Annotated in this window: 28 protein-coding genes, 2 tRNA genes and 3 pseudogenes; 24 read left to right on the top strand and 9 right to left on the bottom strand. The window is 35.6% G+C overall.

Going from position 1 to position 26,821, the window contains the following annotated elements; all coding sequences use genetic code 11:
- Window positions 1-67 precede the first annotated feature (67 nt).
- Window positions 68-1,048 (top strand): SGNH/GDSL hydrolase family protein, encoded by a 981-nt coding sequence (locus ABWU31_RS05145; protein ID WP_010082050.1) that lies wholly within the window; start codon window positions 68-70, stop codon window positions 1,046-1,048.
- Window positions 1,049-1,092: 44 nt separating this feature from the next.
- On the opposite strand, the gene ABWU31_RS05140 is transcribed toward ABWU31_RS05145, so the two are convergent.
- Window positions 1,093-2,104 (bottom strand): IS630 family transposase gene (locus tag ABWU31_RS05140; RefSeq protein ID WP_353271144.1). Its coding sequence is split into 2 segments (ribosomal slippage): window positions 1,093-1,641 and window positions 1,643-2,104, totalling 1,011 coding nucleotides; the frame shifts between segments, so codons are not numbered across the junction.
- Between the two features lie 109 nt (window positions 2,105-2,213).
- Window positions 2,214-3,046 (bottom strand): IS5-like element ISWpi1 family transposase gene (locus ABWU31_RS05135; RefSeq protein ID WP_353271062.1). Its coding sequence is split into 2 segments (ribosomal slippage): window positions 2,214-2,677 and window positions 2,677-3,046, totalling 834 coding nucleotides; the frame shifts between segments, so codons are not numbered across the junction.
- A gap of 125 nt (window positions 3,047-3,171) precedes the next feature.
- Here ABWU31_RS05135 and ABWU31_RS05130 point away from each other — a divergent pair.
- A pseudogene (locus ABWU31_RS05130) lies at window positions 3,172-4,030 on the top strand (IS630 family transposase).
- Window positions 4,031-4,492: 462 nt separating this feature from the next.
- On the opposite strand, the gene ABWU31_RS05125 reads toward ABWU31_RS05130, so the two are convergent.
- The 3 genes and pseudogenes from ABWU31_RS05125 to ABWU31_RS05115 form a co-directional block, all read right to left on the bottom strand.
- Window positions 4,493-5,128: a transposase gene (locus ABWU31_RS05125; RefSeq protein WP_353271143.1), complete on the bottom strand. Its 636-nt coding sequence runs from the start codon at window positions 5,126-5,128 to the stop codon at window positions 4,493-4,495.
- The gene (locus ABWU31_RS05120; protein ID WP_007548762.1) at window positions 5,112-5,441 is read right to left on the bottom strand and encodes a transposase; all 330 of its coding nucleotides are present in this window, start codon (window positions 5,439-5,441) and stop codon (window positions 5,112-5,114) included. The genes ABWU31_RS05125 and ABWU31_RS05120 overlap by 17 nt, the downstream gene beginning before the upstream one ends.
- Before the next feature lie 82 nt (window positions 5,442-5,523).
- Window positions 5,524-6,098 (bottom strand): annotated as a pseudogene (locus ABWU31_RS05115) (hypothetical protein); the annotation flags it as partial.
- A 127-nt stretch (window positions 6,099-6,225) separates the two neighbouring features.
- Here ABWU31_RS05115 and ABWU31_RS05110 point away from each other — a divergent pair.
- Window positions 6,226-7,581: a phosphomannomutase/phosphoglucomutase gene (locus tag ABWU31_RS05110; RefSeq protein ID WP_338482395.1), complete on the top strand. Its 1,356-nt coding sequence runs from the start codon at window positions 6,226-6,228 to the stop codon at window positions 7,579-7,581.
- A 106-nt stretch (window positions 7,582-7,687) separates the two neighbouring features.
- On the opposite strand, the gene ABWU31_RS05105 is transcribed toward ABWU31_RS05110, so the two are convergent.
- Window positions 7,688-8,539, bottom strand: coding sequence for an Rpn family recombination-promoting nuclease/putative transposase (locus tag ABWU31_RS05105; RefSeq protein WP_077188186.1), 852 nt, complete (start codon window positions 8,537-8,539; stop codon window positions 7,688-7,690).
- Between the two features lie 210 nt (window positions 8,540-8,749).
- Between ABWU31_RS05105 and ppdK the strand changes: the two genes are divergently transcribed.
- Window positions 8,750-11,485 (top strand): pyruvate, phosphate dikinase, encoded by a 2,736-nt coding sequence (gene ppdK / locus ABWU31_RS05100; RefSeq protein WP_353271142.1) that lies wholly within the window; start codon window positions 8,750-8,752, stop codon window positions 11,483-11,485.
- A gap of 70 nt (window positions 11,486-11,555) precedes the next feature.
- Here ppdK and ABWU31_RS05095 read toward each other — a convergent pair whose 3' ends face one another.
- Complete coding sequence (locus ABWU31_RS05095) at window positions 11,556-12,845, bottom strand: ankyrin repeat domain-containing protein (RefSeq protein WP_236514756.1); 1,290 nt, start codon at window positions 12,843-12,845, stop codon at window positions 11,556-11,558.
- A gap of 48 nt (window positions 12,846-12,893) precedes the next feature.
- A protein-coding gene (locus tag ABWU31_RS05090; protein WP_353271062.1) for an IS5-like element ISWpi1 family transposase occupies window positions 12,894-13,726 on the bottom strand; the annotation gives its coding sequence in 2 pieces (ribosomal slippage) (window positions 12,894-13,357 and window positions 13,357-13,726; 834 coding nt in all).
- A gap of 153 nt (window positions 13,727-13,879) precedes the next feature.
- On the opposite strand from ABWU31_RS05090, the gene glpX reads away from it, so the two are divergent.
- From glpX to ABWU31_RS05075, 3 genes and pseudogenes are all read left to right on the top strand, one after another.
- Entirely contained in the window at window positions 13,880-14,806 is a 927-nt protein-coding gene (gene glpX, locus ABWU31_RS05085) for a class II fructose-bisphosphatase (protein WP_338482825.1), read from the top strand.
- An 81-nt stretch (window positions 14,807-14,887) separates the two neighbouring features.
- Entirely contained in the window at window positions 14,888-16,258 is a 1,371-nt protein-coding gene (locus tag ABWU31_RS05080; protein WP_353271141.1) for a hypothetical protein, read from the top strand.
- A 200-nt stretch (window positions 16,259-16,458) separates the two neighbouring features.
- A pseudogene (locus ABWU31_RS05075) lies at window positions 16,459-17,841 on the top strand (IS66-like element ISWen3 family transposase).
- Between the two features lie 24 nt (window positions 17,842-17,865).
- Here ABWU31_RS05075 and ABWU31_RS05070 read toward each other — a convergent pair.
- Complete coding sequence (locus tag ABWU31_RS05070) at window positions 17,866-18,348, bottom strand: hypothetical protein (RefSeq protein WP_077188183.1); 483 nt, start codon at window positions 18,346-18,348, stop codon at window positions 17,866-17,868.
- A gap of 205 nt (window positions 18,349-18,553) precedes the next feature.
- Here ABWU31_RS05070 and carA point away from each other — a divergent pair, with 205 nt between their 5' ends.
- The 17 genes from carA (at window position 18,554) to rplX (ending at window position 26,819) form a co-directional block, all read left to right on the top strand.
- Entirely contained in the window at window positions 18,554-19,645 is a 1,092-nt protein-coding gene (gene carA, locus ABWU31_RS05065) for a glutamine-hydrolyzing carbamoyl-phosphate synthase small subunit (RefSeq protein ID WP_236514842.1), read from the top strand.
- A gap of 114 nt (window positions 19,646-19,759) precedes the next feature.
- Window positions 19,760-19,842: transfer RNA gene (locus ABWU31_RS05060), tRNA-Tyr, on the top strand.
- A 4-nt stretch (window positions 19,843-19,846) separates the two neighbouring features.
- A tRNA-Gly gene (locus ABWU31_RS05055) sits at window positions 19,847-19,917 on the top strand.
- Window positions 19,918-19,995: 78 nt separating this feature from the next.
- On the top strand, window positions 19,996-21,168 hold the full coding sequence (gene tuf / locus ABWU31_RS05050; protein WP_353271140.1) for an elongation factor Tu: 1,173 nt from the start codon (window positions 19,996-19,998) through the stop codon (window positions 21,166-21,168).
- 14 nt (window positions 21,169-21,182) lie between these two features.
- Window positions 21,183-21,503, top strand: a complete 321-nt coding sequence (gene rpsJ, locus ABWU31_RS05045) for a 30S ribosomal protein S10 (protein WP_012673184.1) — start codon at window positions 21,183-21,185, stop codon at window positions 21,501-21,503.
- A 9-nt stretch (window positions 21,504-21,512) separates the two neighbouring features.
- Window positions 21,513-22,235, top strand: coding sequence for a 50S ribosomal protein L3 (rplC, locus tag ABWU31_RS05040; RefSeq protein WP_006279218.1), 723 nt, complete (start codon window positions 21,513-21,515; stop codon window positions 22,233-22,235).
- A gap of 2 nt (window positions 22,236-22,237) precedes the next feature.
- The gene (gene rplD / locus ABWU31_RS05035; protein ID WP_012673183.1) at window positions 22,238-22,852 is read left to right on the top strand and encodes a 50S ribosomal protein L4; all 615 of its coding nucleotides are present in this window, start codon (window positions 22,238-22,240) and stop codon (window positions 22,850-22,852) included.
- On the top strand, window positions 22,849-23,136 hold the full coding sequence (locus ABWU31_RS05030) for a 50S ribosomal protein L23 (protein ID WP_353271139.1): 288 nt from the start codon (window positions 22,849-22,851) through the stop codon (window positions 23,134-23,136). Before rplD ends, ABWU31_RS05030 begins: the two co-directional genes overlap by 4 nt.
- Window position 23,137: 1 nt before the next feature.
- Window positions 23,138-23,962, top strand: coding sequence for a 50S ribosomal protein L2 (gene rplB / locus ABWU31_RS05025; protein WP_015589143.1), 825 nt, complete (start codon window positions 23,138-23,140; stop codon window positions 23,960-23,962).
- A gap of 3 nt (window positions 23,963-23,965) precedes the next feature.
- Window positions 23,966-24,250, top strand: a complete 285-nt coding sequence (gene rpsS, locus ABWU31_RS05020; RefSeq protein WP_006279181.1) for a 30S ribosomal protein S19 — start codon at window positions 23,966-23,968, stop codon at window positions 24,248-24,250.
- A gap of 5 nt (window positions 24,251-24,255) precedes the next feature.
- The gene (rplV, locus tag ABWU31_RS05015) at window positions 24,256-24,603 is read left to right on the top strand and encodes a 50S ribosomal protein L22 (RefSeq protein ID WP_007549821.1); all 348 of its coding nucleotides are present in this window, start codon (window positions 24,256-24,258) and stop codon (window positions 24,601-24,603) included.
- Between the two features lie 39 nt (window positions 24,604-24,642).
- Window positions 24,643-25,257 carry a 30S ribosomal protein S3 gene (gene rpsC, locus ABWU31_RS05010; protein ID WP_353271138.1) on the top strand — a complete coding sequence of 205 codons (615 nt, stop codon included), beginning with the start codon at window positions 24,643-24,645 and terminating at the stop codon, window positions 25,255-25,257.
- Window positions 25,258-25,271: 14 nt separating this feature from the next.
- The gene (gene rplP, locus ABWU31_RS05005) at window positions 25,272-25,685 is read left to right on the top strand and encodes a 50S ribosomal protein L16 (protein WP_010962752.1); all 414 of its coding nucleotides are present in this window, start codon (window positions 25,272-25,274) and stop codon (window positions 25,683-25,685) included.
- Between the two features lie 11 nt (window positions 25,686-25,696).
- Window positions 25,697-25,900 carry a 50S ribosomal protein L29 gene (gene rpmC / locus ABWU31_RS05000; RefSeq protein ID WP_006279350.1) on the top strand — a complete coding sequence of 68 codons (204 nt, stop codon included), beginning with the start codon at window positions 25,697-25,699 and terminating at the stop codon, window positions 25,898-25,900.
- Window positions 25,893-26,129, top strand: a complete 237-nt coding sequence (gene rpsQ, locus ABWU31_RS04995; protein WP_007549925.1) for a 30S ribosomal protein S17 — start codon at window positions 25,893-25,895, stop codon at window positions 26,127-26,129. The genes rpmC and rpsQ overlap by 8 nt, the downstream gene beginning before the upstream one ends.
- Before the next feature lie 13 nt (window positions 26,130-26,142).
- Complete coding sequence (rplN, locus tag ABWU31_RS04990; RefSeq protein WP_006279348.1) at window positions 26,143-26,502, top strand: 50S ribosomal protein L14; 360 nt, start codon at window positions 26,143-26,145, stop codon at window positions 26,500-26,502.
- Window positions 26,502-26,819, top strand: a complete 318-nt coding sequence (gene rplX, locus ABWU31_RS04985; protein WP_006279347.1) for a 50S ribosomal protein L24 — start codon at window positions 26,502-26,504, stop codon at window positions 26,817-26,819. The genes rplN and rplX overlap by 1 nt, the downstream gene beginning before the upstream one ends.
- The last annotated feature ends 2 nt before the right edge of the window (window positions 26,820-26,821 follow it).

Raw genomic sequence — 26,821 nt, 5'->3', positions numbered from 1 at the left:
AATTTCACCGCTATTTTTCTTTTTCTATGAATCTAGTGAAACAACATGCTAATCTACGGTAAATATTATGACAAACAAAAATGACAATTCTAATTCAAAGTATAGAAATTTTTATGTTCTGGGTGATAGCTTATCCGATAATGGCGCAATCATTGGAATTTTAAATAATTTATCCTTTGCAAAAAGCGTAAAATTTGATGATCCTTTTTATCAAGGAAGATCTTTTAGCAATGGCCCTACTGCTGTTGAATATATAGCAAAATATTTAGATTTAGATGAATTTAAACCTGGGTGGAGTTATTCATTTTTTGGGAGATGCCACGAACAGCAAGGTCAGAATTACGCAGTTTCATATGCAACAGCATCTGAAATTTTTGACCCTATTTTTTCTTATTTCTTCAATAAATTTCGTTTAGCTAACCAGCTAGATGCGGTAATTAAACATCATCCAGATATAGGTAAAGAAGATTTATTTTGCATCATAATCGGCGGAAATGATGTTATGGTTGCCACTGCTTATGACGATACTAAAGCGGAAGAAGTGTTGGAACAAGCAGTGAGTGAAATATGTAATGCACTTAAGGTTCTAAATGAACATGGTGTTAAGCATGTAGTTGTTGCAAATGCACCTGAAGTTGGCTCAATACCAGCTTTTAATAGAGATGAAGAAGCAAGGGAACTAGCTACAAAGCTCACGGAGAGTTTCAATGCAAAACTGGCTAAAGGCTTAGATTATATGAAGAAAAGCACAAATCTTGAAATAAAAGCATTTGATCTTAACTCTAAAATGAGAAGTATGTTTAGCGAATACAAGAGCAAAGGTTTAAATTGTCAAGATGCATGCACATCGAACATTGCAGACCAAGTTGGGAGATTTAAAGAAAATATAAAAATACTCTTAAAGTTGATATTTAAAGGGGAACTTGACGTTCACTATAACCCTGGGTGTAGCAAAGAAACACTAAAGGATTATTTCTTTTTTGATTATTTCCATCCAACTGCGGAACTTCATCATGAAGTTGGTAATGAAGTGTATGAGTTGATTTGACACAGTTTTTTTGAACATATCCTTTTAAATAGTAATACCAATTCTCATTGTTGTCCAGTCAAATAGGAAACATTGCAGAGTTGTTTAATTGTGGAGCTGGCAAGAGAAGTAATAAATTTGCACAAAGCACCCTCAAGTAGAGCAATTGTATCGTATATTTTATTGCGCAAAATGTTCTGTTTTATATATAACCAAAGCCTCTCAACAGGATTTAGCTCAGGTGAGTATGGAGGTAGGTATATAATGTCGATATTTTTAGGTACCTTTAAATTTTTTGACCTATGCCAACTAGCACAGTCCATAACGAGAAAAGCCTCTCGTGTTTCTAGATATTGCGAAATTTGCTCAAGAAATATGTTCATGCAATCAGTGTTGACATTTGGTGCAAATAAGCTAGAACTCTCTCCATTTCTAGGATTAACTGCACTATAGAGATAGAAATTTTGCCTACCTAATTTTGTTTTAACCTGTGTTCTAATCCCCTTTTTAAACCACCCATGTCCAACTTTTGAATGTGTGCCAAACCGTGATTCATCAAAGAAAAATAGCTCTTTTTCTGGATACTTGCTAATAGCTCCATTGAGATTTTTTTTTGAATTCCTCTTGTTTGCTTTTATCTTGTCCATTATGAACTGGTCTTGGTGTAATATATGAGAATTTCATCTTTTGCATATGGCGGTGTACTGTAGATTTGCTGATATTTAATCCGAACTTTTCCTGGATTCTTATTCTCATTTCTTTAATGGTGATATTAGGATTTTCTTCTATCCACTCTTCAATTTGCTGTAGTTGAGCCTGATTTAATTTAGTTTTTCTACGACGTTGTGAAGGAGCAAACAGTTTTTCTTCTCTGCCAATTTTCAAGAGTTTTACCCACGAAGTTAGTGCGCTTCTTGAAATGCAATATATTTTTGCTACAGCCGTTATACTGTACTTTTTTGCTGCAATTACAGCATTTAGTTTTTTTGAAACATATGCATTATTCATTACTTTCTTCAGCATTTCTTTTGCTGATTCTACTACTTTTTCATCCAATAATTTTGATCTTAATGCCATTTAAACCTCGCTATTTTACTTACTTCAGTATGGCTTTTCTTCCATCATTGTCCATCTGTTTGCCCTGTAATGGGAATTGGTATAAGAGGTTGTCCGGAAACTAGTAAATTCAAGCATATTCCCTCTTTAACATAACCCTACTCATAGCTAGGTATATGAAATTCTCAGTGGATGTTGTGAGTAAATCATACTCCTTCGATAGCCTTCTATTCCTATTAACCCAAGCAAAAGTCCTTTCTACAACCCATCTTCTTGGCTGTACTTTAAACCCTTGTTCTCTTGTTGGTAGTAGCTCAGGTGGCGTATCTTTGTGCACCCAAAATCTACATGGAGGCCTTGTAACAATTTCAATATCTATGTCATATTCTTCCTTTATGTGATTCTTTGAATTTCTTCCTTGGTATCCCATGTCAGCCCACATTTTTTTAACTTTAGTATATTTTGTTCTCATATTGTTTAATGCTATTTTAATACCATCTCTATCATTTTCGTTAGCAGCGCCTACGTAACAACCTAGTATAAAACCCTGAGTGTCTGTAATTATATGCCTTTTTCTACCCTTTACTTTTTTACTTCCATCATAGCCTTTGATCCCCCCTTTTCTGTAGTCTTTACAGATTGACTATCTACTATACAGGCACTCGGCTGCTCATTCCTTCCTATTTTTCTTCTACTATATTTTGTAATTTCATAATTCATTTTCTCAAAAATTCCCTGCTTCTTCCATTGCCTGAACTGCTCATACACAGTCTTCCATAGCGGAAAATCATTTGGTAAATACCGCCATTGACACCCTGTACGCAATACATAGAAAATTGCTTCTAATATTTCTCTTTTGCTATACTTTGGCGGCCTTCCTCCTTTCTTGTATGATACTCTGAAGTGTTTTTCTATTCTTGCCCATTCCCTTTCGCTTAGATCTGTTGGATACTTTTTTCTCATCTTTACCCCGTACTAAAATTTCAGATATTATAGCCTTTTACTTGTTTCCGGACAACCTCTTATAGCTCTTTCCACAGAAGTCCGGATATGATAAGATTAAGGATAGATGGCGATAAGGAGGTTGGATGCCGGCAGCATATAGTTATGATTTAAGAAAAAAAGCAATGGAAGCACTAGACGAAGGGGAAAGCAGAGAAGCAGTGGCAGCAAGATTTAAAATTGGACGAACTACTTTGTGGGAGTGGCAGCAAAGAAAAAAAGAAACAGGCGACTTTCAGTCAAAAAAACTCGGTAATGGAGGTTACAATCAGAAAATTATCGACTGGAATAAGTTTATCGAATTTGCTAAAAAACACGGTAGAAAAACTCTGTCGGAAATGGCTAAACTTTGGGGCAACGTTAGTATCCAAACGATCCACCGAGCTCTCAGAAAAATTGGATTTACGCGCAAAAAAAGACATATGGATACAAGGAAAGGAACGAAGAAAAACGTGCTGAATTCTTAAAAATTATAGCAACAAAAGAACCAGAAAACTTAGTGTATATAGATGAGTCTGGGATTGATAACACGGAGGACTATCCATATGGGTATTGCCAGAAAGGACAGCGATTTTATGCCCTAAAATCTGGAAAAAAACTCAACGAATCAGCATGGTTGCAGCCTTAAGTAGAAGAAAGATAGTTGCTCCATTAACATTTGAAGGCCACTGTAATATGGATATTTTTAATGGATGGTTTGAGCAATTTTTGGCACCGATCTTAGAACCTGGACAAACTGTCATTCTTGATAATGCTACTTTTCATAAGTCTGATAAGCTTATCAAGCTCGCTAAAGGAGTCGGTGCAGAAATTTTGTATCTGCCGCCTTATTCTCCAGATTTTAACAAAATTGAGCATCATTGGTTTGCTATAAAAAACAGAGCCAGGAAAAACATTCCTCTATTCGAATCCTTTCGTCGTGCTGTTGATTCTGCCTTCCTATGACCTATTCGGACTATTATGAGAAATGCTATAGCTCGATTGCGGATTACATAAAAACTACCTAACGTCTCAGCCACCCATAAAAATTTGAAGATGTCTGCTTCCCTATCACCAAGGGTAACAAGTTGTACATTTGGAGGAAGGTTGTTTATAGTTTCTTTGAGAGCTGTTATCCACTTATAACTTTCTTTTTCTTCTATGGAGGTACGGTATTTTCTGTTTGCTTTTTCTTGTGCCGTTTCTTCTTCCCTAATAGAACGCGCCCAACATTGTTGGGAAGATAGACCTAAAGGTAATCCGTCTTTGCTAGGCACTATGCAACAGTAAACCCATTTTATGCTTTGTATAAGCTTTAGAAATACTGCCTAGTCTCTTGGTCTTTATATGAGAGTCAAAATCCAAATAACTGGATTCCAGTGGGCTTTGTTGCATCGCTCTTCGGATAGTAGGTAACGTACAATAAATTCATGAAGCTATCTCAAACTTAGCCATGCCTATTTCAGTAAATTTGTTAAGCAAATAACACTTGAGTAGCAGTTCCTTCTCACGATTAATTTCAGATTTGCTCCTAAAACTAAACCCAAATGTCTTTTTTAATCGCGAGAAAAAACCTTCTATATAAGATCTTTTTCCATAACTCATCTCTTTTTTCCACTTCTTTATACCATCTTCATCATATGACTTTATGAGCTTGACTGCAGAATTTCTCTCAGCCATATAGTCTAACTTTGGATGCTCTGCTGCGTTGTTTTTCGGAGGAATTTTCGTTTTTATACCATATTGATTACACAGCTTATAGAGCTTTTCTCTGTCATATGCCCTATCTGCATATAGTACTTTTATGACATACTGAAAATCGACTTCTTTTAGCAAATCACAAGCTCCATAGTGATCAGAGTAGACACCGTTACTGTATTTTACAGCTATGGCTTTTTTGCTGTTTGTATTCAACATTACATGCAATTTTCTTGTCTGTTCATAGCTGCGATACTTTCTATCTTCGCTATTTTCTTTGCTATGACCAGGAGTGTTGTTGTATATACTAATTCCTGTACTGTCTATAGCAATTTCGATATCTTCCATATTATTTTCTGCAATCATTGATCTTAATATTGAGTTTCTTAAACCTTCTTGATGATTGTGAATAGCTGATAACTTGCAAATTTTTCCCAATTTGCTCAAGGTATCCTGCTATAAACCCAACTGTTTGCCTCAGGCCTATTCTAAATAAACAAGTTATTATGTGCACCAAAATTACAACTTTATCGCTATAAATATTGTTGCCACCTGGTATTTTTGGACCATTCTCGTACCACTTTTCTATGGCTTCGTTGATATAATGAAAAATATTTCCTCTTTTTTCTAGAAATTTGTTATATTCGCTATGGTTACTGACCCTCATTTTTTGTGGCATATTTTTTCTTCAACAGTTAAATCGCTATTTATAATGAATTTTGTCAGTAACTGCCAGTTCTTTTCACTTGAGCGATGCAACAAAGCCCACCAGAATCCAATTTTACGGTCATGCTACAGTCTATGCTGTTACCTTCAGAATCCTTAGCCTGCCAATTAATGGTCATTTCACATGAGCTTGAACCAGTAAAATCATAGTGCCTCTCATTGCCATTTTTCTTGCTTGCGGTTATTTGACTATCTTTCCCTAAAGATATATTATAAACCTTACCTTCACTGCTGGTCCTTAAAATATTGCTAATTTCTATTGGTTTTTCTTCATTTTCAAATCTAATTTTTAAGTCATTATCCTTTGTTGGATACACTAAGAAATTTTGATTTGGTAAAGATGCTTCAAATTCTCTATGTGTTTCATTTATTGATTGCTCAAATTTTTGGAACTCCTTTTCCCACTTTAAATTTATCTGTCCTGTAATGTTCTCATCTTTGCGTAAAGGGCCAATAAAATACCAGATTAAATTTTTTCCTCCAATTGTTTTATAGTCTCTTGAAAGCTGCTACAAGATTCAATCACATCTAAAATATCCTTTTTCTGCTGTTCATCTACATCTAAACTTTGACTTTCAGCTATAAATACATTTTCGTTTTCCTGTGGCATAATTTTACATTTTAAAAAATATACTATAATATTAACAGATTTCTTTAAAAAGTCAACTAATTGTTGGATAAATAAACTTGAGCATTTGGCCAAAATGTTATATAGTAGTCACTTCAAGAAGTACAGTATGGACAATACCATTATAAGAAAATACGATATTAGAGGTATAATAGGCAAAGACTTACAGATTAATGATGGGTACGAGATAGGTAGAAAGTTTGGCCAAACCGTAGCTAGTGTTTGTGTCGGCTACGACAGCAGAATAGATTCACCAGGTATAGAAAGAGAATTAATTAGGGGCTTAACTTTATCCGGTGCAAATGTTATACGCGTTGGACTATGCTCTTCACCTATGCTTTACGCTGCAACACAAATCACACAGGCGGATCTTGGTATCATAGTAACTGCCTCTCATAACCCCAGCGAATATAATGGCTTTAAATTTTTTAGTAATAAAAAAGTCTTCTCAGATCAAGAGATAAAGGAAATTATAAGCAGTCCAATTAAAAACAGCACAAGAATTGGAAGCTTAATTAACATAAATATATATAGTGAGTACATTCGCATATTAAAAAGTGCAGTGAAGAATAATACTACACAGAAATTAAAAATAGCCTGGGATTGTGGAAATAGTCCAGCAAGTGGAATCATAAGGTATATTGAAAAGATCTTGCCTGGTCATACGCACATCGTAACCAATAATTCTATAGATGGGACATTTCCACTGCATGATCCAGATCCCATAGAGGAAAAAAATCTCGCTCAATTAATTGACGTTGTGAAGGAGTATGGATGTGATCTTGGCATTGCGCTAGATGGCGATAGCGATAGGGTGCGCTTAATTGATAATAAAGGCAACGTTGTTTCCAATGACCATTTATTTATAATTTTTGCACGTGAAGTGTTGGAGGAATATCCAGAAAGCAAAGTTATTGCCAACGTAAAAATGAGTATGAAAGTGCATGATTTTGTTAGTAAGTTAGGAGGGCAAGTTATTACCTGCGCTACTGGACATTCACTAGTTAAGAAGAAGATGGTAGAGGAAGAGGCAAAGTTTGCTGGTGAATTAAGCGGGCACTTCTTCTTTTCTGAGCTAGGTTTTGATGATGGGCTATATTCTGCTGTTAAAGCAGTTGACATTTTGCTTAAGAAAAACCAAAGCCTATCTCAGGTAATTGAGGATTTACCGAAGTTATATATCACTCATGAAGTAAAGATTGTAGTGAAAGATGAGAAAAAATTTCAAATAATTGAATCAATAAAGAAAACACTGGAGAAGCAAAATATTGTATTTTCAGATCTTGATGGTGTTAAGGTAACCGATAATAAAGGTTGGTGGCTTCTTAGGGTATCAAATACGCAAAACTGCATTACAGCAAGATGCGAAGGAGAGACTTTAGAGGGTTTTGAACTTACTAAAAAGGTTTTGTTCCATTACATTGATGAAGCAAGGTCTTTAAATTGTAGCTACTCACAGAAATAAATTTGATTTATAAAATTGACATGAAAGTATAAAGATAAATAGGCTAAATGTACTTATCACCTGGTCAGGCTGCAGCATTATTTCGTGTAACCGTTTGCGGGTCCACTTAATTCTGCAATTCTTTGATCTCACTCATGGAGAGGCCAGTAAACTTAACAATAGTGGTGACATCAACATTATTAGCCAGCATTGTTTTTGCAATTTCAATTTTTCCTTCCTTTTTAGCATCATCAAGTTTTTGTTCAAGAACAGCCCGTTCATCACGAATACGCTTTATTTCCTGTTCGTAGGCAATAAATTCTTTCTCTGACCAGTTGAATCTATTTAGTTCTTCATATGCCTTTTTAATTATTACATCACTACCTATTATCTTTTCCAATTCTTCTTCGCTAGTTTCATCTGCATATTTAAAATAATAGATCCATTTTTCAACTATACTCTCCAATTGGTCTTCTTTAGTTTTAGGAAATTTTGGTAACTCGATAAATGTAAAATAAAAATCTTTTAAATCATGTTCATAGCTATCTTTGTCTAACATTACATGATCTGACTTATACTCAGATTTATTAGGAAAGAGAATACAATCAGCAATAGCTATAAAAATGATTTCTTTAAGATCCTGATATTGATCACCTTTATCAGCTTGCCTTGAATAAGCTTTAGCAGCGTAATATTGAGCGCGTTTTTCAAAGCCTTTAGTTTTGGCAACTTGCATTTCGACTATTACTTGCACCCCATTTTCATCCCTGCAAAGAACATCAACGATACTTTGTTTTTTAGAGGCAATTTCAGCATCTTGAATAGTGCTGAGGAATTCTATTTCTTTTATTTCATCTTTGCCAGTGAACCCCAAAATATCATTGAGAAAGTGAATGAGGATGTCTTTATTTTTTTCAGTACCAAAAATACGCCGGAACGCAACATCATTCTTGGGGTCGAGAAATTTAGAAAGAGCCATAAAAAAATTTTTAAATGTATCTTTATATTATATATTCTTATTGATAATAATTCAATAATTTGTCATCTTTTTTGTTAACTTTACTGATGTTGCCAGAAGGAACGTTGTTGCAAAATTTTGTAAAATTTATTATCCTAAGGTTTCAAGTTCTCACAGGTTTATTGGAACTATATGTACAATGTGTTTATCAGTGAAAATCCGGAGAAAATGATGGGGGAAAAGTTAATACATTACTTTAGCCAGGGTAAATGCGAAGGCAATGCAGAAATGAAAAATCTGCTGGGAGGAAAGGGGGCAAATTTAGCAGAAATGTGCAATGTTGGCATTCCTGTTCCACCTGGTTTCACAATTTCCACCTCTGCTTGCGAAGTCTATTATCAAGACAATAGATCTTCTGTTATCCAAGTAGCTGACTACTCGGATCCAGAAAAAAATGTGGTCACGCACTGGAATGACATATGTAGTGGAATCAAAAACTACATGGCGATGCTCGAAAATGACATCGGTTGTAAATTTGGGGATTTAAATAACCCCTTATTAGTTTCAATACGCTCTGGTAGTGTTAGTTCAATGCCGGGCATGCTTGATACTATTTTAAATGTTGGTCTAAATGATGAAACCGTTGTTGGGCTTGCAAAAAAAAGTGGCGAACGTTTTGCTTACGATAGCTACTGCCGTTTCATCATGATGTACTCCAATGTTGTACTACAGCTTGATCATCACCTATTTCAAGATGTTGTTGATAATAAGCAGCAAAAGAGTGGAGCAAAAAGCTTAGCTGATCTTGATGTTGATGTTTTAAAAGAAATTGTTAACAATTTCAAAAGGATAGTACATGAAAAAACAGGAAAACATTTTCCGCAGAACGTTGAAGAGCAATTGCTCAGCTCAGTGAATGCAGTATTTGCTTCTTGGAAAAATGATAGGGCTGTTTCCTATAGAAGAATACATAATATTCCTGAAAACCTTGGAACAGCGGTCAACGTGCAAGCAATGGTTTTTGGTAATTTAAATGATAATTCTGCAACTGGTGTGATATTTACACGAAATCCTTCAACTGGAGAAAAAAAGCTTTTTGGTGAGTTTTTGGTTAATGCTCAGGGTGAGGATGTGGTTTCTGGTGTTTATACTCCTATGCCAATTGACGGAGAGCAAAAAAACACCATGGAGAAGTTGCTGCCAAGTGTCTACCGAGAATTATGCGTGGTATGTGAAAAACTTGAAAGGCATTATAAAGACATGCAGGATATCGAATTTACTGTACAGGACGGCAAGTTATGGATTTTGCAAACTAGGTCTGGCAAGCGCACGGCTGAAGCTGCTATTCGCATAATAGTTGATATGGTAAACGAAGGAACGATTACAAAAGAAGAAGGAATATTGAGAATTGATCCAAAAACCTTTGACAATTTATTGCATCCAGTTCTTGACGTTAAGGGTGACCAGAAAGTAATAGGGAAGGGACTGCCGGCTTCTCCAGGGGTTGCTTCTGGATATGTAGTGTTTAGTGCAAGTGATGCTGAAAAAGCTGCAGAGCAGGGTAAAAAAGTGATTTTAGTAAGGTCAGAAACGAGTCCTGAAGATATTAATGGAATGAATGCTGCAAGTGGCATGGTAACAGCACGGGGAGGGATGACCTCGCATGCTGCTGTTGTAACCCGTGGAATGGGTAAGCCATGCATTTGCAGTGTGAGTGGACTTTATATCGATAAAGATGGAACTTTCTTTTCTGTAGGGGATACAAAAGTAAATAAAGGTGAACCAATTACCATCAACGGAGGAACAGGGGAGGTTATGCTTGGCATTCTTCCTACAATTTCACCTGAATTATCGCAAGAATTCAAAACGATAATCAACTGGATAGATGAAATCAAAACGATCAAAGTGAGAGCGAACGCTGATACTCCAAAAGATGCAAAAATTGCAAAAGAATTCGGTGCAGAAGGTATAGGCTTATGTCGCACAGAACATATGTTTTTCGCTAGTGATAGAATCGAATTCATTCAAAAGTTGATAATAGCTGACGATGAAAATGAAAGGGCAAATGCGCTCATTAAACTGGAAGAAATGCAAAAGTCTGATTTCAAAGAAATATTTTCTATTATGGAGGGCAGGGAAGTCACTATACGTTTGCTTGATCCACCTTTGCATGAATTTTTACCCAATAATCAGTCTACTATAGAAAAAATCGCCAAATCGCTTAGTAAGTCAGTTGAATCAGTAAAAAATAAAATAGCACAGTTATCAGAAAAGAACCCAATGCTTGGCCATCGAGGTTGTAGACTTGCCATTTCTCATCCTGAAATATATAGCATGCAAATCAGGGCAATACTTAGTGCTGCAAATGAGCTGAAGGAAGAGAAAAAGGTAGAAGTTAAGCCTGAAATCATGATTCCTTTTATCATGAGTGAGAAAGAGTTTGTTCTGATATGCGAGCTAGTGAAGAAAGAATTTTCTGTCATCTCAGCTAGGATCAAGAAGCGGATTCCAGCGTCACGCGCTGGAATGACACCAGACAAGGCTTATTCAATTGGAACGATGATAGAACTGCCACGAGCGGCACTGATTGCTGATAAGTTAGCAAAACATGCAGAGTTTTTTAGTTTTGGCACTAATGATTTAACGCAAACAACCATGGGACTTTCAAGAGATGATTCAGTTAATTTCCTCGATTCTTATAAGGAAAGCAACATATTCGGAAACGACCCATTTGAAGTGCTGGACATCGAAGGGGTAGGGGAGTTAATCAAGATAGCCATTGAAAGAGGCAAAAAAACCAGAAAAGAAATAAAACTGGGTATATGTGGAGAGCATGGAGCAGATCCAAAATCCATAGAGTTTCTCATCGAATCAGGGGTGGATTACGTTTCATGCTCACCCTATAGAGTACCGGTTGCAAAGTTAGTGGCAGCACAGTTTAGTGTTAGATCTAAATTTGCTAGGTAAGTATAGTGGCAGTGTTGGCTACTCATATGGTTTGAGCCCACCAGAGGGTGACGCTGGAATCTAGTTTTTATTATGGCCTTTTGGATCCCAGTGTCTGGGCACTGGGATGACATCCTGTTACATGTTCAACTTCATTCTCTCTCATCTCCCTATAACTTGGTAATGTAGAATTTTTTACATGCAACCCGGTATATATTGCAATCAAAGCAGCTATGACACTGCAAACTACTGCACCAGCTACAAATGGAACCATCACAGCAGCAGTAATGAATAATCCTGTAATAACAACTCCAACAACATCTTTTGTCAATGAGGTGTAAAAATCCTTTTTGCTCTCTTTATATTTAGTTTCTTGTTCATTTGGCATAGAAAATTGAGCATCTACAAAGCCGTTAGCTTTATTATCATTATTTGGTGTGGCAGTTTGGTCAATCCCTGTTACTACAGGCGTTTTATTTTCGTTATTATGATGCTGACCGTTACCACTATTTGGTGTAACAGTTTGATTGGTATTTGTCTTCTTTGTTAATATAGAAGGCACTGTTACTACAGGCGTTTCATTTTTGTTATTATGATGCTGACCGTTACCACTATTTGGTGTAATAGTATGATTTGATAGACCATCGCCGTGAGTTCTTATATTACTAGACTTATCATTACCGCTTGACATAGCGGATGTGCCGGCGTTTGTTGATACTACAGGAGATACTGGTTTATTAATAACACTCCTACCGTTACCACTATTTGGTACAGTAGTTGGATTTGTTTTTTTTGTTGATGTTGCTATAGATTTACTAGTGGCATTACTATTACTGCCAGATCCTACTTTAATTTCCTCATTAGATATTTTTTGCTTTTCTTGTTTCTCCTCTATCGCTGACACGAGTAACGTAACAAGTTTTTCATTGTTTTTGTCTATAGCCTTATCTAACGCATTACTCTTTAATTGTTGACACAACTTGTACAGCTTGCTTTTAGGTATTAGCTTTGATTGTTCTGCGTTAACATTTTGTAAGAGTAGATCTAAAATTTCGGTATTACCAAAATGGACAGCATAATTTAATATAGATTGACCATTTATAGTTTTGGGAATATGGCATGTTTCTTCTTGTTGGGAAATGATACTAATAATTTTTAGCTCATTTTTAAAGAGAAATTTTATAAAATCTAGATTACTTTTTTCAATTGCAAGTGCTAATAGTAAATCTCCCAACACACAGCCATTATGAAATTTTTGCTTTAGATCAATTCTTGCATTTAGCTCTTTACTTAATTCTTCAAGACTTGCTTGAGGCTTCTGTTTTACAGTCTCATTTATATTTAGATACAACTCTCTAATATCATCATTACTATATATCATAACTAACCCTACTACTATATGTTAGAGGTTGTCCGGAAACTAGTAAATTCAAGCATATTCCCTCTTTAACATAACCCTACTCATAGCTAGGTATATGAAATTCTCAGTGGATGTTGTGAGTAAATCATACTCCTTCGATAGCCTTCTATTCCTATTAACCCAAGCAAAAGTCCTTTCTACAACCCATCTTCTTGGCTGTACTTTAAACCCTTGTTCTCTTGTTGGTAGTAGCTCAGGTGGCGTATCTTTGTGCACCCAAAATCTACATGGAGGCCTTGTAACAATTTCAATATCTATGTCATATTCTTCCTTTATGTGATTCTTTGAATTTCTTCCTTGGTATCCCATGTCAGCCCACATTTTTTTAACTTTAGTATATTTTGTTCTCATATTGTTTAATGCTATTTTAATACCATCTCTATCATTTTCGTTAGCAGCGCCTACGTAACAACCTAGTATAAAACCCTGAGTGTCTGTAATTATATGCCTTTTTCTACCCTTTACTTTTTTACTTCCATCATAGCCTTTGATCCCCCCTTTTCTGTAGTCTTTACAGATTGACTATCTACTATACAGGCACTCGGCTGCTCATTCCTTCCTATTTTTCTTCTACTATATTTTGTAATTTCATAATTCATTTTCTCAAAAATTCCCTGCTTCTTCCATTGCCTGAACTGCTCATACACAGTCTTCCATAGCGGAAAATCATTTGGTAAATACCGCCATTGACACCCTGTACGCAATACATAGAAAATTGCTTCTAATATTTCTCTTTTGCTATACTTTGGCGGCCTTCCTCCTTTCTTGTATGATACTCTGAAGTGTTTTTCTATTCTTGCCCATTCCCTTTCGCTTAGATCTGTTGGATACTTTTTTCTCATCTTTACCCCGTACTAAAATTTCAGATATTATAGCCTTTTACTTGTTTCCGGACAACCTCTTAGTTTATTATAGCAACTTTCCCACAACCAGTCAAGACATATTGCAGTTTCAAGCAGCATGATATATATTGAATATAGTTCTTAAAGCAAATGATGGAAGATTTAGCCTATAAATTAGTTAAAGTGACCGAAGCTGCAGCACTTGCTGCGTATAAATTGGCAGGCTTTGGTGATGAAAAAAGGGCTGATCAGGTTGCAGTTGATGCAATGCGTACAGTATTAAATTCAATGGAAATAAATGGTACTATCGTAATTGGTGAAGGTGAGAGAGATGAAGCGCCGATGCTATATATTGGCGAGAAGGTTGGCACTGGAAATGGTCCTGAAATCGACATTGCCGTTGACCCACTTGAGGGCACTACGATTTGTGCTCATTACAAACCAGGGGCAATGTCTGTTCTTGCTGCAACGAAAAAAGGTAATTTTTTACATGCACCTGATGTTTATATGGAAAAAATAGCGGCAGGAAAAAATCTTCCAGAGGGTGTAGTCTCACTAAAAAATAGCATTGAAAAGAATCTAGACAATTTAGCCAAGGCAAAAAAGTGCAAAGTGAATGATCTCGTGGTAACTGTACTTAAACGTGAAAGGCATAGTGAATTAATAGAGAAAATCAGGAAATTAGGAGCAAAAATTAAACTAATAGATGATGGTGATGTTGCGGCCATAGTTTCACTAATAAATGGCAATCATGATATGTATATCGGTATAGGAGGAGCACCAGAGGGAGTGCTTGCGGCTGCAGCGCTAAGCTCTATCGACGGACAGATGGAGGGAAGATTAGTACTTGATACGGATCAGTTAAGAGAAAGAGCAAAAAATTTAAATATTGATGACCCAGAAAAAGTCTACGCCGTAAAAGATATGGCAAGAGGTGAATCAGTGTTCATTGCAACTGGAGTAACAAGCGGAGAACTTGTGGATGGAGTTAAATTGAATCATAATACCTATTCAACTAATTCTTTAATAATTCTGCCTAATAGGCTGATAAAGCTGCAAACAATGCAGAACTTATGTTAGCTTTTTTAGTTTCTAATTTTAGCTTTACAACATTTAGCATTAAGATATAATTAAGTTTACTTATAACAATAGAGGTGTGAAATGTTTTCTAGTACTGTAAATCTATTGAATGGTTTTTACAAAAATTCGAGTACCAAGGAAAGTGAAGAAAAGTTGACTCTTCTATCTCCTCAAGCAAATCTTCAATTCGATGAGACTCAGGTACAAAGTGTGCTCTCAGATTTTGAGAAATTGGAGTTTAAGGATAATAAGTGTTTTGACAAAATAGCAGACGATTATGAAAAGAAGGGGAAGAGTTCCCTCTTTAATTACGTGATATTGAATAAGCGGAAAGAAATAATTGATATATTAGATAGGAATCTTCCTCTTCTCGAAGAACAGGAGGAGTTTAGAAAGAAATATAGTCAATATGTTTTTCAAATTGACAAAGGAATGAGTTATGGAAAAGAACTTCAAGATAGACTTCGGTCTTTTAAAGATAGGGCAGAAGAAGTGTTATCAGATTTTGAAAAATTGAATTTCAATTTTAAGGATAATAAATGTCAAGATTCTTCTGATTCTGTAAATTATAATAACGGCCGGCCAGCAGATCCATTTGACAAAATAGTAAACTATTATCGACGGGAGAAGGAGAGCATTTTCCTTTTTAACTATGTGGTATTAAGTAAGCAAAGAGAAATAATGGATATATTGGATAAGAAGCTTACTTCTAAAGATCAGGAGGAGTTAAAAGAAAATTTTAAAAGAAGGTTGGGTAGATATCTTCTTCGAATTGACGAAGGAATGAATGATGCAAAAGAATTTCTAAACAAATATGATCTAATTGGTTTCTTTGATGGATGTTATTGGCCAGACAAAAAGGCAGGACATCTTGTTAATCATTATGATAATCTTAGTATCAACATTACTAAACCTGGACAGAGTTTAGAAACTAGTCGTCTTTTTAGCGAAAAGACTAAAAGGATGGAAACAATTAAAAATGAGGTACAAAGAGTAAAAATATACAGTAATGATAAAAGAATAGTAACAATTGAGAAGAATGAGAAACAACAGAGGAACTACTCCTTTACAGAATTTGCAATATGTGACATCGAAATTAGTTGCGGTGCAAAAGATGAATCTGGAAAAGACCTTAACTGCGCTGTTGTTCTAAATATAAATTTAGGTCAAGTTAGTATTAAAAAATCAACTATTGACGGTAAAGATGTTGAACCAAAGGAAATTTTAGAATTAGCTAAGCAAAACGAGGCTGTGCTTATAAAAGGTAAAGCTTTACATGAAGTTTTAGCAGCACATTTCATTAAGCAAATACCATATGAGGAAAAGAAGAGTACGCAATCGCACGAAAATATTGTTGTACCTGGTTCCGGTGCACCTCGCTCAGCTATTGATGAAAGAGTAACTGTAGAGTGTTCGTTCAAGAGAGAGTCCGTTCAAGAGAGTAGCAAATAAGGTAGACGAAACAGGATAATAAAGATAATCATAGAGAAAAAGTGAGGTAAGATATTTTAGAACTCTGCAAAGATTTGCAGCAAAAAATAGAAAAGAGAGTGAAAGTTTAAAAGCAGAAAAGATGTATCCGTTCAGCGGAGTGGCAGAATAAGGTAGACAAGGTGATCTAAAAGATAATCATAGAGCAAAAGTGAAATAATATGGTAAACCTTTTAGAACTTTGCAAAAATTTACAGCAAAAAATAGAAAGGTTAGAAGCAAAAATAGAAAGATTGGAAAAAGAGAATGAAAGTTTAAAAGCAGAAAATAAGGCTTTAAAGATAGAAAATGCTGAGTTAAGAGAAAGACTCGGTTTAAGCTCAAAAAATTCATCAATACCAAGTTCCAAAGAGTTGTATAAAATAAAAAAGAATAAGCCGAAAAGCGAAAGGAATATTGGCGGTCAGGTTGGTCATAAAGGAAGTTTTCGCGCCAACATGGATGCAGATAAAGTAGTAAAGATAGAGTTGCCTAATACTTGCGAATGCGGAGGAGAAATTGCAATATGTGAAAAACCATATATTCATCAGAAAGTTGATCTTCCAGAAATCAAGCCTTATGTAGTGGAATATCAGTTAGAACATGGCCGTTGTCGGAGATGCGGAAAGAGAAGAAGTAGCAAGTTACCGGAAGGTGTTACGCCAGATACATTTGGTCCAAGGGTTAAGTCAATAATTGCAGCGTTCAGCGGATTCTACAAAAATTCAAAACGCGAAATAGCGAGTGTCGTAAATGATATCTTCAATTTGAACATAAGCGTCGGTAGCATATCAAATAGTGAACATAGAGTTGCTTCAAAATGCAAAAAAATGTATGAGCAGATCGAACAAGAGATAAGTAGGAGTAAAGTTCTACATATTGATGAAACGAGCCATTATAACAAAGGTAAACTCGCTTGGTGTTGGATGTTTGCAAGCAATACGGCAAGTTTTGTAAAATTTACAGAGTCAAGAGGAATGAAAGTTTTACAAAATAGTAAATTCTGCAATCGCAATAGCTTGGTAATAACTGACAGGTATGCAGCATAGAATTATTTTGCCGATAAAAACAGGCAAATCTGTTGGGCACATTTATCAAGAGATTTTGAAAGATTAGCACATAGTTGGAATATTGAAGTTAAAGTTCTGGGTTGTTACTTGAGAAACGTGGCCACTGAATTATTTGCACTAAAAAAAGCTTTACTAAAAAGTGAGATAGATGTTTTGAGGTTTGTCAGACGTGCCAGAAAATTAAGAAAACGTACAAAGTATTACTTGAAGGAGATATCTCGTTTACCTGAAGCAATTGGAGCCTCTCGAGTTGCAAAAAATGTTCTGAGATCTGAAAGAATGATGTGGAAATTTTTAGATGACCCAGAAAATATTCCGCTGACAAATAACCACGCTGAACGGCAAATTCGGCATTATGTCGTTTATCGCAAAAACTCATATTTTACACAATCAAAGCGGGGAAATACATTCCTTGAGCGGATAATTTCATTATACTTAACTTGGAAACAAAGGGGTCTCAATCCTTTCCAAAATCTCCTATCTATTGTTTCTTAAACCACTCTGCTGAACGGAGACAGTTTAGGCTGTTATGCCTGGCGGCTTTGTTGGAATAAGTTTTTCAACACTGCTAACAATAAAGTCAGTGATACCGTCAGCTACCTTATCGAATTTATTGTTTATATCTTTTCCTATTTCTTCATTTTTAACATATTCGTGTAGAGCTAAAGCAGTTATAGCTGCACATGCTGCAATCAAGCCAGTTTTTGCTATAATGAGCATTGATAATCCTCCTACCAATATAGATGTTAATCCAATAGCCAGGTTTATAATTTTACTTTGTGTTGTTTGTTGTGCTTCCTGATTTTGACCTGCTTCCTTCTCTTCAAGAACGTTTGATATTATTTTTGAGACAATTTTTACCGCGATTATTGCAATTGCGGTCATAGCTAATCCTATGGCTATTTTTGCTAAGAGAAAAAATGATGGCAACACCATCGTAAAGAATAGTAAACCAGCTCCTGCAATTAGTAACTTATTTTTAGACTGAAACCCACTTAGCATAATAACTAACCTTTCTATTTTTTAACTACTAAATATATCTAATATAAAATACGGAGATAGTCAACATATTTTATGGAAGGGCGTGTTAAAAATTTTTTTCATATTGTTCTTCGCCGCCTTATGGTTGAATTTGGAGTTTTAGAAAGAGTTACGTATTATTTGAAATTCTTGTATACTGTTTTGAATCAGTTAAATAGATAATGAAGTGCAGGACGCAGTTTTAATTTTACAAGATGGTAAATGCTTTTGGGGAAAATCAGTAGGTAAAAAAGGCAAGTGCATAGGTGAGATCTGTTTTACCACTGGTATGACCGGGTATCAGCATACTATAACTGATCCTTCTTTTGCCGATCAAATTATAACGTTCACTTTTCCTCATATTGGTAACATTGGAGTAAACCATAAAGATAATGAAGGAAAGAAAATTTTTGCAAGTGGTGTGGTTATGCGTGAACTTTCTTCTATGTCCCACTCTTCTTCATATATCAGTTTAAATGATTGGTTAGAGAAAAATAACGTGATTGGGATATCAGGAGTTGATACTAGAGCTTTAACGAGACATTTGAGAGAACATGGATCTCAAAATGGAATGATATACCCGTCAAGCGAGACGCATGTGTTGGATGAATTGAAGAAATACAAACCTGTAAATGGGATAGAAATAACCAATAAAGTTAGCTTGCATAGTAATTTTAAAAGAGACCTTAATGCAAAATATAGGGTTGTAATCGTTGATTTTGGCGTAAAAATCAGTATAGTTTCACGCTTAATAGAACTTGGTTGTACAGTTGAATTAATCAGACCAAGCACAGGTTTTGCTCAAAAAGTGTTGAGTATGAATCCAGATGGTATAGTGCTTTCAAATGGTCCTGGTGATCCGCAAGAAATAGGAGAAAGTGTAGTTTCAGAAATAGACATTATTATAAAATCTAAAATACCAATTTTTGGCATATGCATGGGCCATCAATTACTTGCGATTACTTTGGGGGCAAAGACCATCAAGATGGATATAGGTCACCGAGGGAGTAACCATCCAGTTTATGATGTAATTAGTGGAAAAGTTGAGATCACTAGCCAAAATCATGGTTTCGTTGTTGATTCAGCTTCTCTTCTAAGTAATGTTGAAATTACTCACATTTCTCTATTTGATAATAGTGTAGAGGGAATAATGATGAAGGATTACCCAGTCTTTTCTGTGCAATACCATCCAGAAGAAGCGCCAGGTACGCATGATTCGCATTATTTGTTTAAACGTTTTATTGACAATATTGTGTTGTATAAAATGAAATCTGCGTGATTTTAATCAGGGTAGGTTTTATTGCTTGATTTTTTAATTTTAGGCGTTTAGTATTAAATACAATAAGAGCTTAAGTTAAGATGCTAAAATAGTATTCTCTTAACAAATTTTTGCGGAGGAGTGACCGAGTGGTTAAAGGTAACAGACTGTAAATCTGTCCGCGTGAGCGTACGTAGGTTCGAATCCTACCTCCTCCATTGTGCGGGTATAGCTCAATGGTAGAGCTCTAGCCTTCCAAGCTAGTGACGTGGGTTCGATTCCCACTATCCGCTCTTTTTTTTGTTGTATTTTTATAAAATCAACATATTATTTATTGATGTATTTGTATTTTAGGTGGAAAAGTTTAAATTATGACAGCAATAGTGGAAGCATTTGGAAAGCCGCATGTAAATGTGGGAACAATAGGACATGTGGATCATGGGAAGACAACGTTAACAGCGGCGATAACAAAGCATTATGGAAATTTTGTAGCGTATGATCAGATAGATAAGGCGCCAGAAGAAAGGAAGAGGGGGATAACGATAGCAACAGCGCATGTTGAATATCAGACGGAAAAAAGGCATTATGCACACGTTGATTGTCCTGGACATGCTGACTATGTAAAGAACATGATAGTAGGTGCAGCACAGATGGATGCGGCGATATTGGTAGTGTCAGGGGTTGATGGGCCAATGCCACAAACGAGAGAGCATATATTGCTGGCGAAGCAGGTAGGTGTTGGATATATCGTGGTGTATATAAATAAAGCTGATGTTGCTGATGCTGATATGATAGATTTAGTAGAAATGGAAGTGAGGGAATTGCTGAATAAATACGGATTTCCAGGGGATGAAGTTCCTGTGGTAGTGGGATCTGCATTGAAAGCGCTGGAGGATGACAGCAGCGAATATGGAAAGAAATCAATAGATAAATTGATGGAAAAGTTAGATGAATATGTGGCGGTTCCACCAAGGCCTGTGGATTTACCATTTTTATTGCCAATCGAAGATGTATTTTCGATATCGGGGCGAGGAACAGTGGTAACAGGAAGAATAGAGAAGGGAGAGATAAAGACGGGAGAAGAGATAGAGATAATAGGTCTGAAAGCGACGCAAAAGACGATATGCACAGGTGTTGAGATGTTTAAGAAGTTGCTGGATAAGGGAAGTGCAGGACTCAATGTAGGAATATTGTTAAGAGGAACAAAAAGAGAAGAAGTGGAGAGAGGGCAAGTATTAGCGAAACCGGGGACGATAACACCGCATAGAAAGTTTAAGGCGGAGGTTTATATATTAAAGAAAGAGGAAGGAGGAAGGCATACACCGTTTTTTGCGAATTACCAGCCACAGTTTTATTTAAGGACAACAGATGTAACTGGGAGCGTAAAATTGCTAGATGGGAAGGAGATGGTAATGCCAGGAGATAATGTGAGTATAGAAGTAGAATTGCAAGTACCGATAGCGATGGATAAGGGATTGCGTTTTGCGATAAGAGAAGGTGGTAGAACTGTTGGTTCTGGTGTTGTTTCTGAAATTTTGGAGTGAGTGTAGTAACTAAGATGAAGCAAGATATATATATTAACATTAAGGCTTTCGATTGTTCTTTATTGGAGGAGTGTGTTCGAAAATTTGTTGATGAATTAAAGCGGTCCAGTGCAAAATTATCTGGTCCGATTGCGTTGCCAAGGAAAGATTCTAAATTTATTGTTAATAGATCTCCTCACGTTGATAAAAAATCTCGTGAACAGTTTGAAATGAGAACTTCTAGGCGTTTGATTGTTTTACATGATCTTACTCCTACTATGATGCAGATGCTTACAGGTTTATCTTTTTCTGCTGGCGTAGAAGTGGATTTAAAAGTCAAGGAAGTTAAGGTTTAGGAGAAGGAAATGAAGAGAATAAATTCGCTGAGGAGAATTGGTTTACTAATGATGAATATTGGTCATACTGCTATGTATTCTGACAATAGTCGCATGGCTGTAACTTTATTGCATCTCAGCGAAACTTATATTATTGATATAAAAGGACAAGATAAATGTGGCTATAATTCAGTCATTTTAGGCACAGGAGATTTTAAAAATATAGCAAAACCTCAGTTGGAATATTTAAAGAAAAAGGGTATAAATAATAAATGTAAGTTATACGAAAGTAGATTAAATGACCTGTCGGGAATAGAATGTGGTAAAAAAGTGGGAATCAATCATTTTGTGGTTGGTCAATATCTTGATATTACGGGTTATTCTATAGGTAAAGGATTTGCTGGTGTGATGAAGCGGCATAATTTCAGTGGGCTTAGGGCATCTCATGGTGTTTCTATTGCTCACAGATCACAAGGTTCCACTGGCCAATGTCAGGATCCTGGTAGAGTATTCAAAGGAAAGAAAATGGCTGGTCATTTAGGTAACAGCAGGATAACTGCACAAAATATGAAGATATTATCCATTGATCATGAAAATAGTATAATTGCTGTGAAGGGTAATAATGTTCCTGGGTTTAAAAATTCCTATGTTTTTGTAAGAGATGCAGTTAAAAAATCTTTACATAAAGATGTTCCTTTTCCGGTGGGTTTACTGTTAGATGTAAATGATGATGCTAGTAATTTGGTAAGTTAGTTATGGAATGTAATTTAGTTAATCTATCTAATGATAATGTAGGTACTGCTCAGCTCAATCCTTTGATATTTTCTGCTAAGCAAAAATTGAGTATTTTGCATGATATAGTGAGATGGCAATTAGCGAAGAGAAGAGCTGGTACTCATAAAACAAAAGGTATTAGTGATGTCTCTGGTACAACAGCTAAACCTTATGGTCAAAAACGTACCGGTAGGGCAAGACAAGGGAGCTTGCGATCTCCTCAATTTAGAGGTGGTGGGATTATTTTCGGCCCTGTTGTGAGGAGTCATACTTATTCTCTTAATAAGAAGGTACGCAAATTTGGTTTAAAAATTGCTTTATCTCTAAAGTATTTAAATAATCAAGTAATTATTCTGGATAATTTAAATATTGATGTGAAGAAAACGTCTGAAATGTGTAAATGTATTAAAAATTTTAAATTTTCTTCCTTTTTGATAGTTGGTGATTATGGAGATGATTTGTTGCGTGCGGCTAAAAACTTGCACTATGTAGACTTAATCAAACCTATTGGGTTAAATGTTTTTGATATATTGAATCACGAATGCGTGATGTTGACAAAGGATACTTTAAAGCATCTTGAAGGTAGATTGTTATGATCAAATATAATAATATAATAAAATCTCCTATAATTACAGAAAAGGCCTCTTTTTTGAGGGAGAAGTTTAATAAATATTCTTTGTATGTTTTTGTAAATGTAAATAAGCGTCAAATAAAGTTGGCAATAGAGTCTCTATTTGATGTTAAAATTTCTTCTATAAATGTTGTTAGAATTAAGCCTAAATATAGGCGTTTTAGGGGTGTGATTGGTTGTGAAAAACAGAAAAAGAAAGTTTATTTTTCTTTGATGTATGGTCAAAAATTAGATATAATGAGCGTTTAGTATGGGTATGAAATTTTTTAATCCTGTTACTCCGTCTTCTCGTGGGACTGTGTTAGTAAGTAAAGTTGGTTTATCAAAAGATGAGCCAGAAAAGTCTCTTACATCCGGTAAAAAGTCCAGTGGTGGAAGAAATAATCATGGTAGAATTACAACTCGTCATAGGGGTGGTGGTCACAAAAAGAAGTATAGAGTGATAGATTTTAAGCGTAATAGAAGTGGTCAAGGTATAGTTGAAAAAATAGAGTATGACCCAAATAGAAGTGGGTTTTTGGCGTTAATATCATATAAGGAAGATGATATTAAGTCTTATATATTAGCTCCTCAAGGTATGAAGCCAGGTGATGTTGTTACAGCTGGGAATGATGCTGATATTTTGCCAGGGAATTGTTTACTACTCAAGCATATACCTGTTGGTTCTTTCGTTCATAATGTTGAGCTGAAGCCAGGTAATGGTGCTGCGATTGCTAGAGCTGCTGGTTGTTATGCACAAATCGTTGGTCGTGATGGCCAATATGTTTTATTACGACTCAGGTCTGGTCAAATTAGGTTGATTTTATCTTCTTGCAAGGCTACTATTGGTGTAGTATCTAACCCTGACCATAAGAATAGAAAGTTGGGTAAAGCTGGGAGAAGTAGGTGGCTTGGGATTAGACCTACTGTACGTGGAGTTGCAATGAATCCGGTTGACCATCCTCATGGAGGCGGGGAAGGAAAAACCTCTGGTGGTCGTCATCCTGTTACTCCTTGGGGTGTTGCAACAAAAGGAAAGAAAACTCGAAGGAGAAATAAATCTAGTGATAAGTATATAAAACAATTGAAAGGTTAGTTTATGAGTAGATCTGCATGGAAGCCTCCTTTTTGTCATCCTTCTATATTAAAGTCGGTGAATAATGCTTTAAACAAGGGGTTTGTTAACATGGCTATAAAAGTTCATTCCAGGGCTTCTGTAATTCTTCCTAATTGTTTAGGTTTAAAGTTTGCTGTTTATAATGGTAAGGATTACATTCCTGTGAATGTTAATGATCAGAATATGATAGGTCATAAGTTTGGTGAGTTTTCACCCACTCGTAAATTTACTGGGCATAGTGGTGATAAAAAGGCGACAAGAAGGTAATTGATATGAAAAACAGAGATGTAATAGTTAAAGCTGGTTCTAGGGTTTTAAAATCAACTCCTCGTAAATTGAATTTGGTTGCTGGTTTAGTACGTAATAAAAAAGTTTCTTTTGCCACTGTGCAATTAAGATTTTGTGAAAAGAAAGCTGCAGGTCTTATAAGGAAGGTATTAAATTCTGCGATTGCTAATGCTCAAAATTATGGATTGGATATCGATAATTTATATATAAAAGAAATTTTAATAGGTAAGTCTCTTACTTTGCGTAGGGTATGTCCAAAAGCTATGGGTAGAGCTAATAGAGTTAGTAAACGTTATAGTAATATAACTGTAAAATTGGGGGAAATTATATGATTCATAAAAATAGAAAATTAATAAGGAAAGTGCAAAAATATGGGAAACGTTAATCCTAAAGGATTTAGGTTAAAAATAGTTAATACTTGGTCATCTATTTGGTATGCTGAGAAGGGTTATAAACAAGGGTTGCATCAAGATTTATCTATTCGCAGTTATATAAATGAATCTTTTAAGCATGCTGGTGTTTCTAAAGTAATTATAGAGCGTACGATCGATTTGGTATCTGTAATAATACATTCTTCTAGACCTGGAGTGATAATAGGTAAGAAAGGCTCGGATATTGAGAAGATAAAGCAAAAGATAGCTGAAAAAGTAAAAAATAATGTGGAAGTGAATGTAGTAGGGGTTAAAAGGTCTGAAATAGATGCAGTTTTAATATCAAACAGCATTGCACAGCAGTTAGAAAAAAGGGTTTCATTTAGAAGAGCGATGAAAAAAGCTATTCAAAGTTGTTTGAGGATGGGTGCTAGAGGTATTAAAGTAAGTTGTTCTGGGCGCCTTGGCGGAGCTGAGATAGCTCGTACTGAGTGGTATAAAGAAGGCCGTTTGCCTTTGCATACTTTACGTGCTAATATAGATTATGCTTTTGCTGAAGCAAAAACTATATATGGCATCATAGGAGTTAAGGTCTGGGTTTATATTGGTAACTAATTAGGTATATTGAAATGTTTATTCCTAAAAAAAGTAAATATAAAAAAGTATTTAAAGGACGAATTAAGGGTAACACGAAAGGTGGTAGCACATTATCTTTTGGAGATTATGGTCTAAAGGCTATGGAAGCAGGTAGGATTCAATCTAAGCATATTGAAACTGCAAGGCGTGTAATATCTAGAACATTAAAACGCTCTGGTAAAGTGTGGATAAGAATTTTTCCTGATACCCCTGTTAGTAAAAAGCCGGCGGATGTGCGTATGGGTAAAGGGAAAGGTAGTGTTGAGTTTTGGGTATTTAAAGCTAAGCCCGGTAGAATGTTGTTTGAAATTAGCAGTGATGTTCCCATGCATTTAGCAAGATTGGCGCTTGAAAAGGCAACTGCTAAGCTTCCTATGAAGTGTAAATTTGTATCTAATCATAATTAAATGGAGTTGCAATGGATATAGCTGACATTGAATCGAGGTCCTCGCAGGAATTGCATGAAATTCTTGTGAATTTGAGAAAAGAGTTTGTTAATTTGGTTTTTCAAAAGAAGCTGGGCCAGTGCAACAATATTTCGCGTTTTAGCTTAATAAGAAAGAGCATAGCTCGTATTTTAACTACATTAAATAAAAGAAGAAGAGAGGAAAAGAATGCCTAAAAAGGTTTTTTGTGGTACTGTAACTAAGGCTAAGTGTGATAAGACTGTAAAGGTTTCGGTATTACAAGTGTATAAGGATGAGCTGTATAAAAAGGTTATAAAAAAATACAAGAAGTATACAGCACATGATGAGAATAATAGTTGTAAAGAAGGGGACAAGGTTTTAATACAAGAACACAAGCCTATTTCTACTACTAAAAAATGGGTTATTGTTAATAGCTCACATTGAATAGGATATTTATATGATTCAAAAAAATACATTGTTGGAAGTAGCTGATAATTCTGGCGCGCGTGCAGTGCTTTGTATTGGTTTATTGGGTGGTAGAAAGTCTGCATCTATAGGTGACACAGTTATTGTATCTACTAAATCTATTACTCCAAGAGGGAAAGTTGAGAAGGGAAAAGTATATAGAGCAGTTGTGGTGAGGGTGAAAAGCCCTATTAGAAAATCTGATGGTTCTGTAATTCGTTTTTCTAGCAATGCTGTAGTTTTGATTAACGATCAAGGTGAACCACTTGGCACTCGGGTGTTTGGTCCGGTAAAAAAGTTATCATCTGGTTCTTTTATGAAGATAATGTCATTAGCTGTTGAGGTTTTATAATGAGTGCTAAAATAAAAAGTGGTGACGACGTTATAGTTTTAACTGGTAAAGATAAGGGAAAAATTGGTAAGGTAATCAAAGTTATAGCACGTGATGCTAAAAAGAAAGTAATTGTTTCTGGAGTGAATGTGCATAAGAGACATACTAAACCAAAAGCTGGTAGTAGTGGTGGTATATTAAATAAAGAGTTAGCTATTGATATATCCAACGTTGCAACATTGGACCCTAAATATAAAACTCCAACTAGAGTGGGGTTTAAGGTTATAGACGGTAGAAAAGTGCGTTTTGCAAAAGTTTCTGGAGAAGTGATAGATTAGGT

Origin of the sequence: Wolbachia endosymbiont (group A) of Alloplasta piceator (genome assembly GCF_964028505.1) — a bacterium.
GTDB lineage: Bacteria > Pseudomonadota > Alphaproteobacteria > Rickettsiales > Anaplasmataceae > Wolbachia > Wolbachia pipientis.
This window is presented reverse-complemented; position numbering and strand designations above follow the sequence as displayed.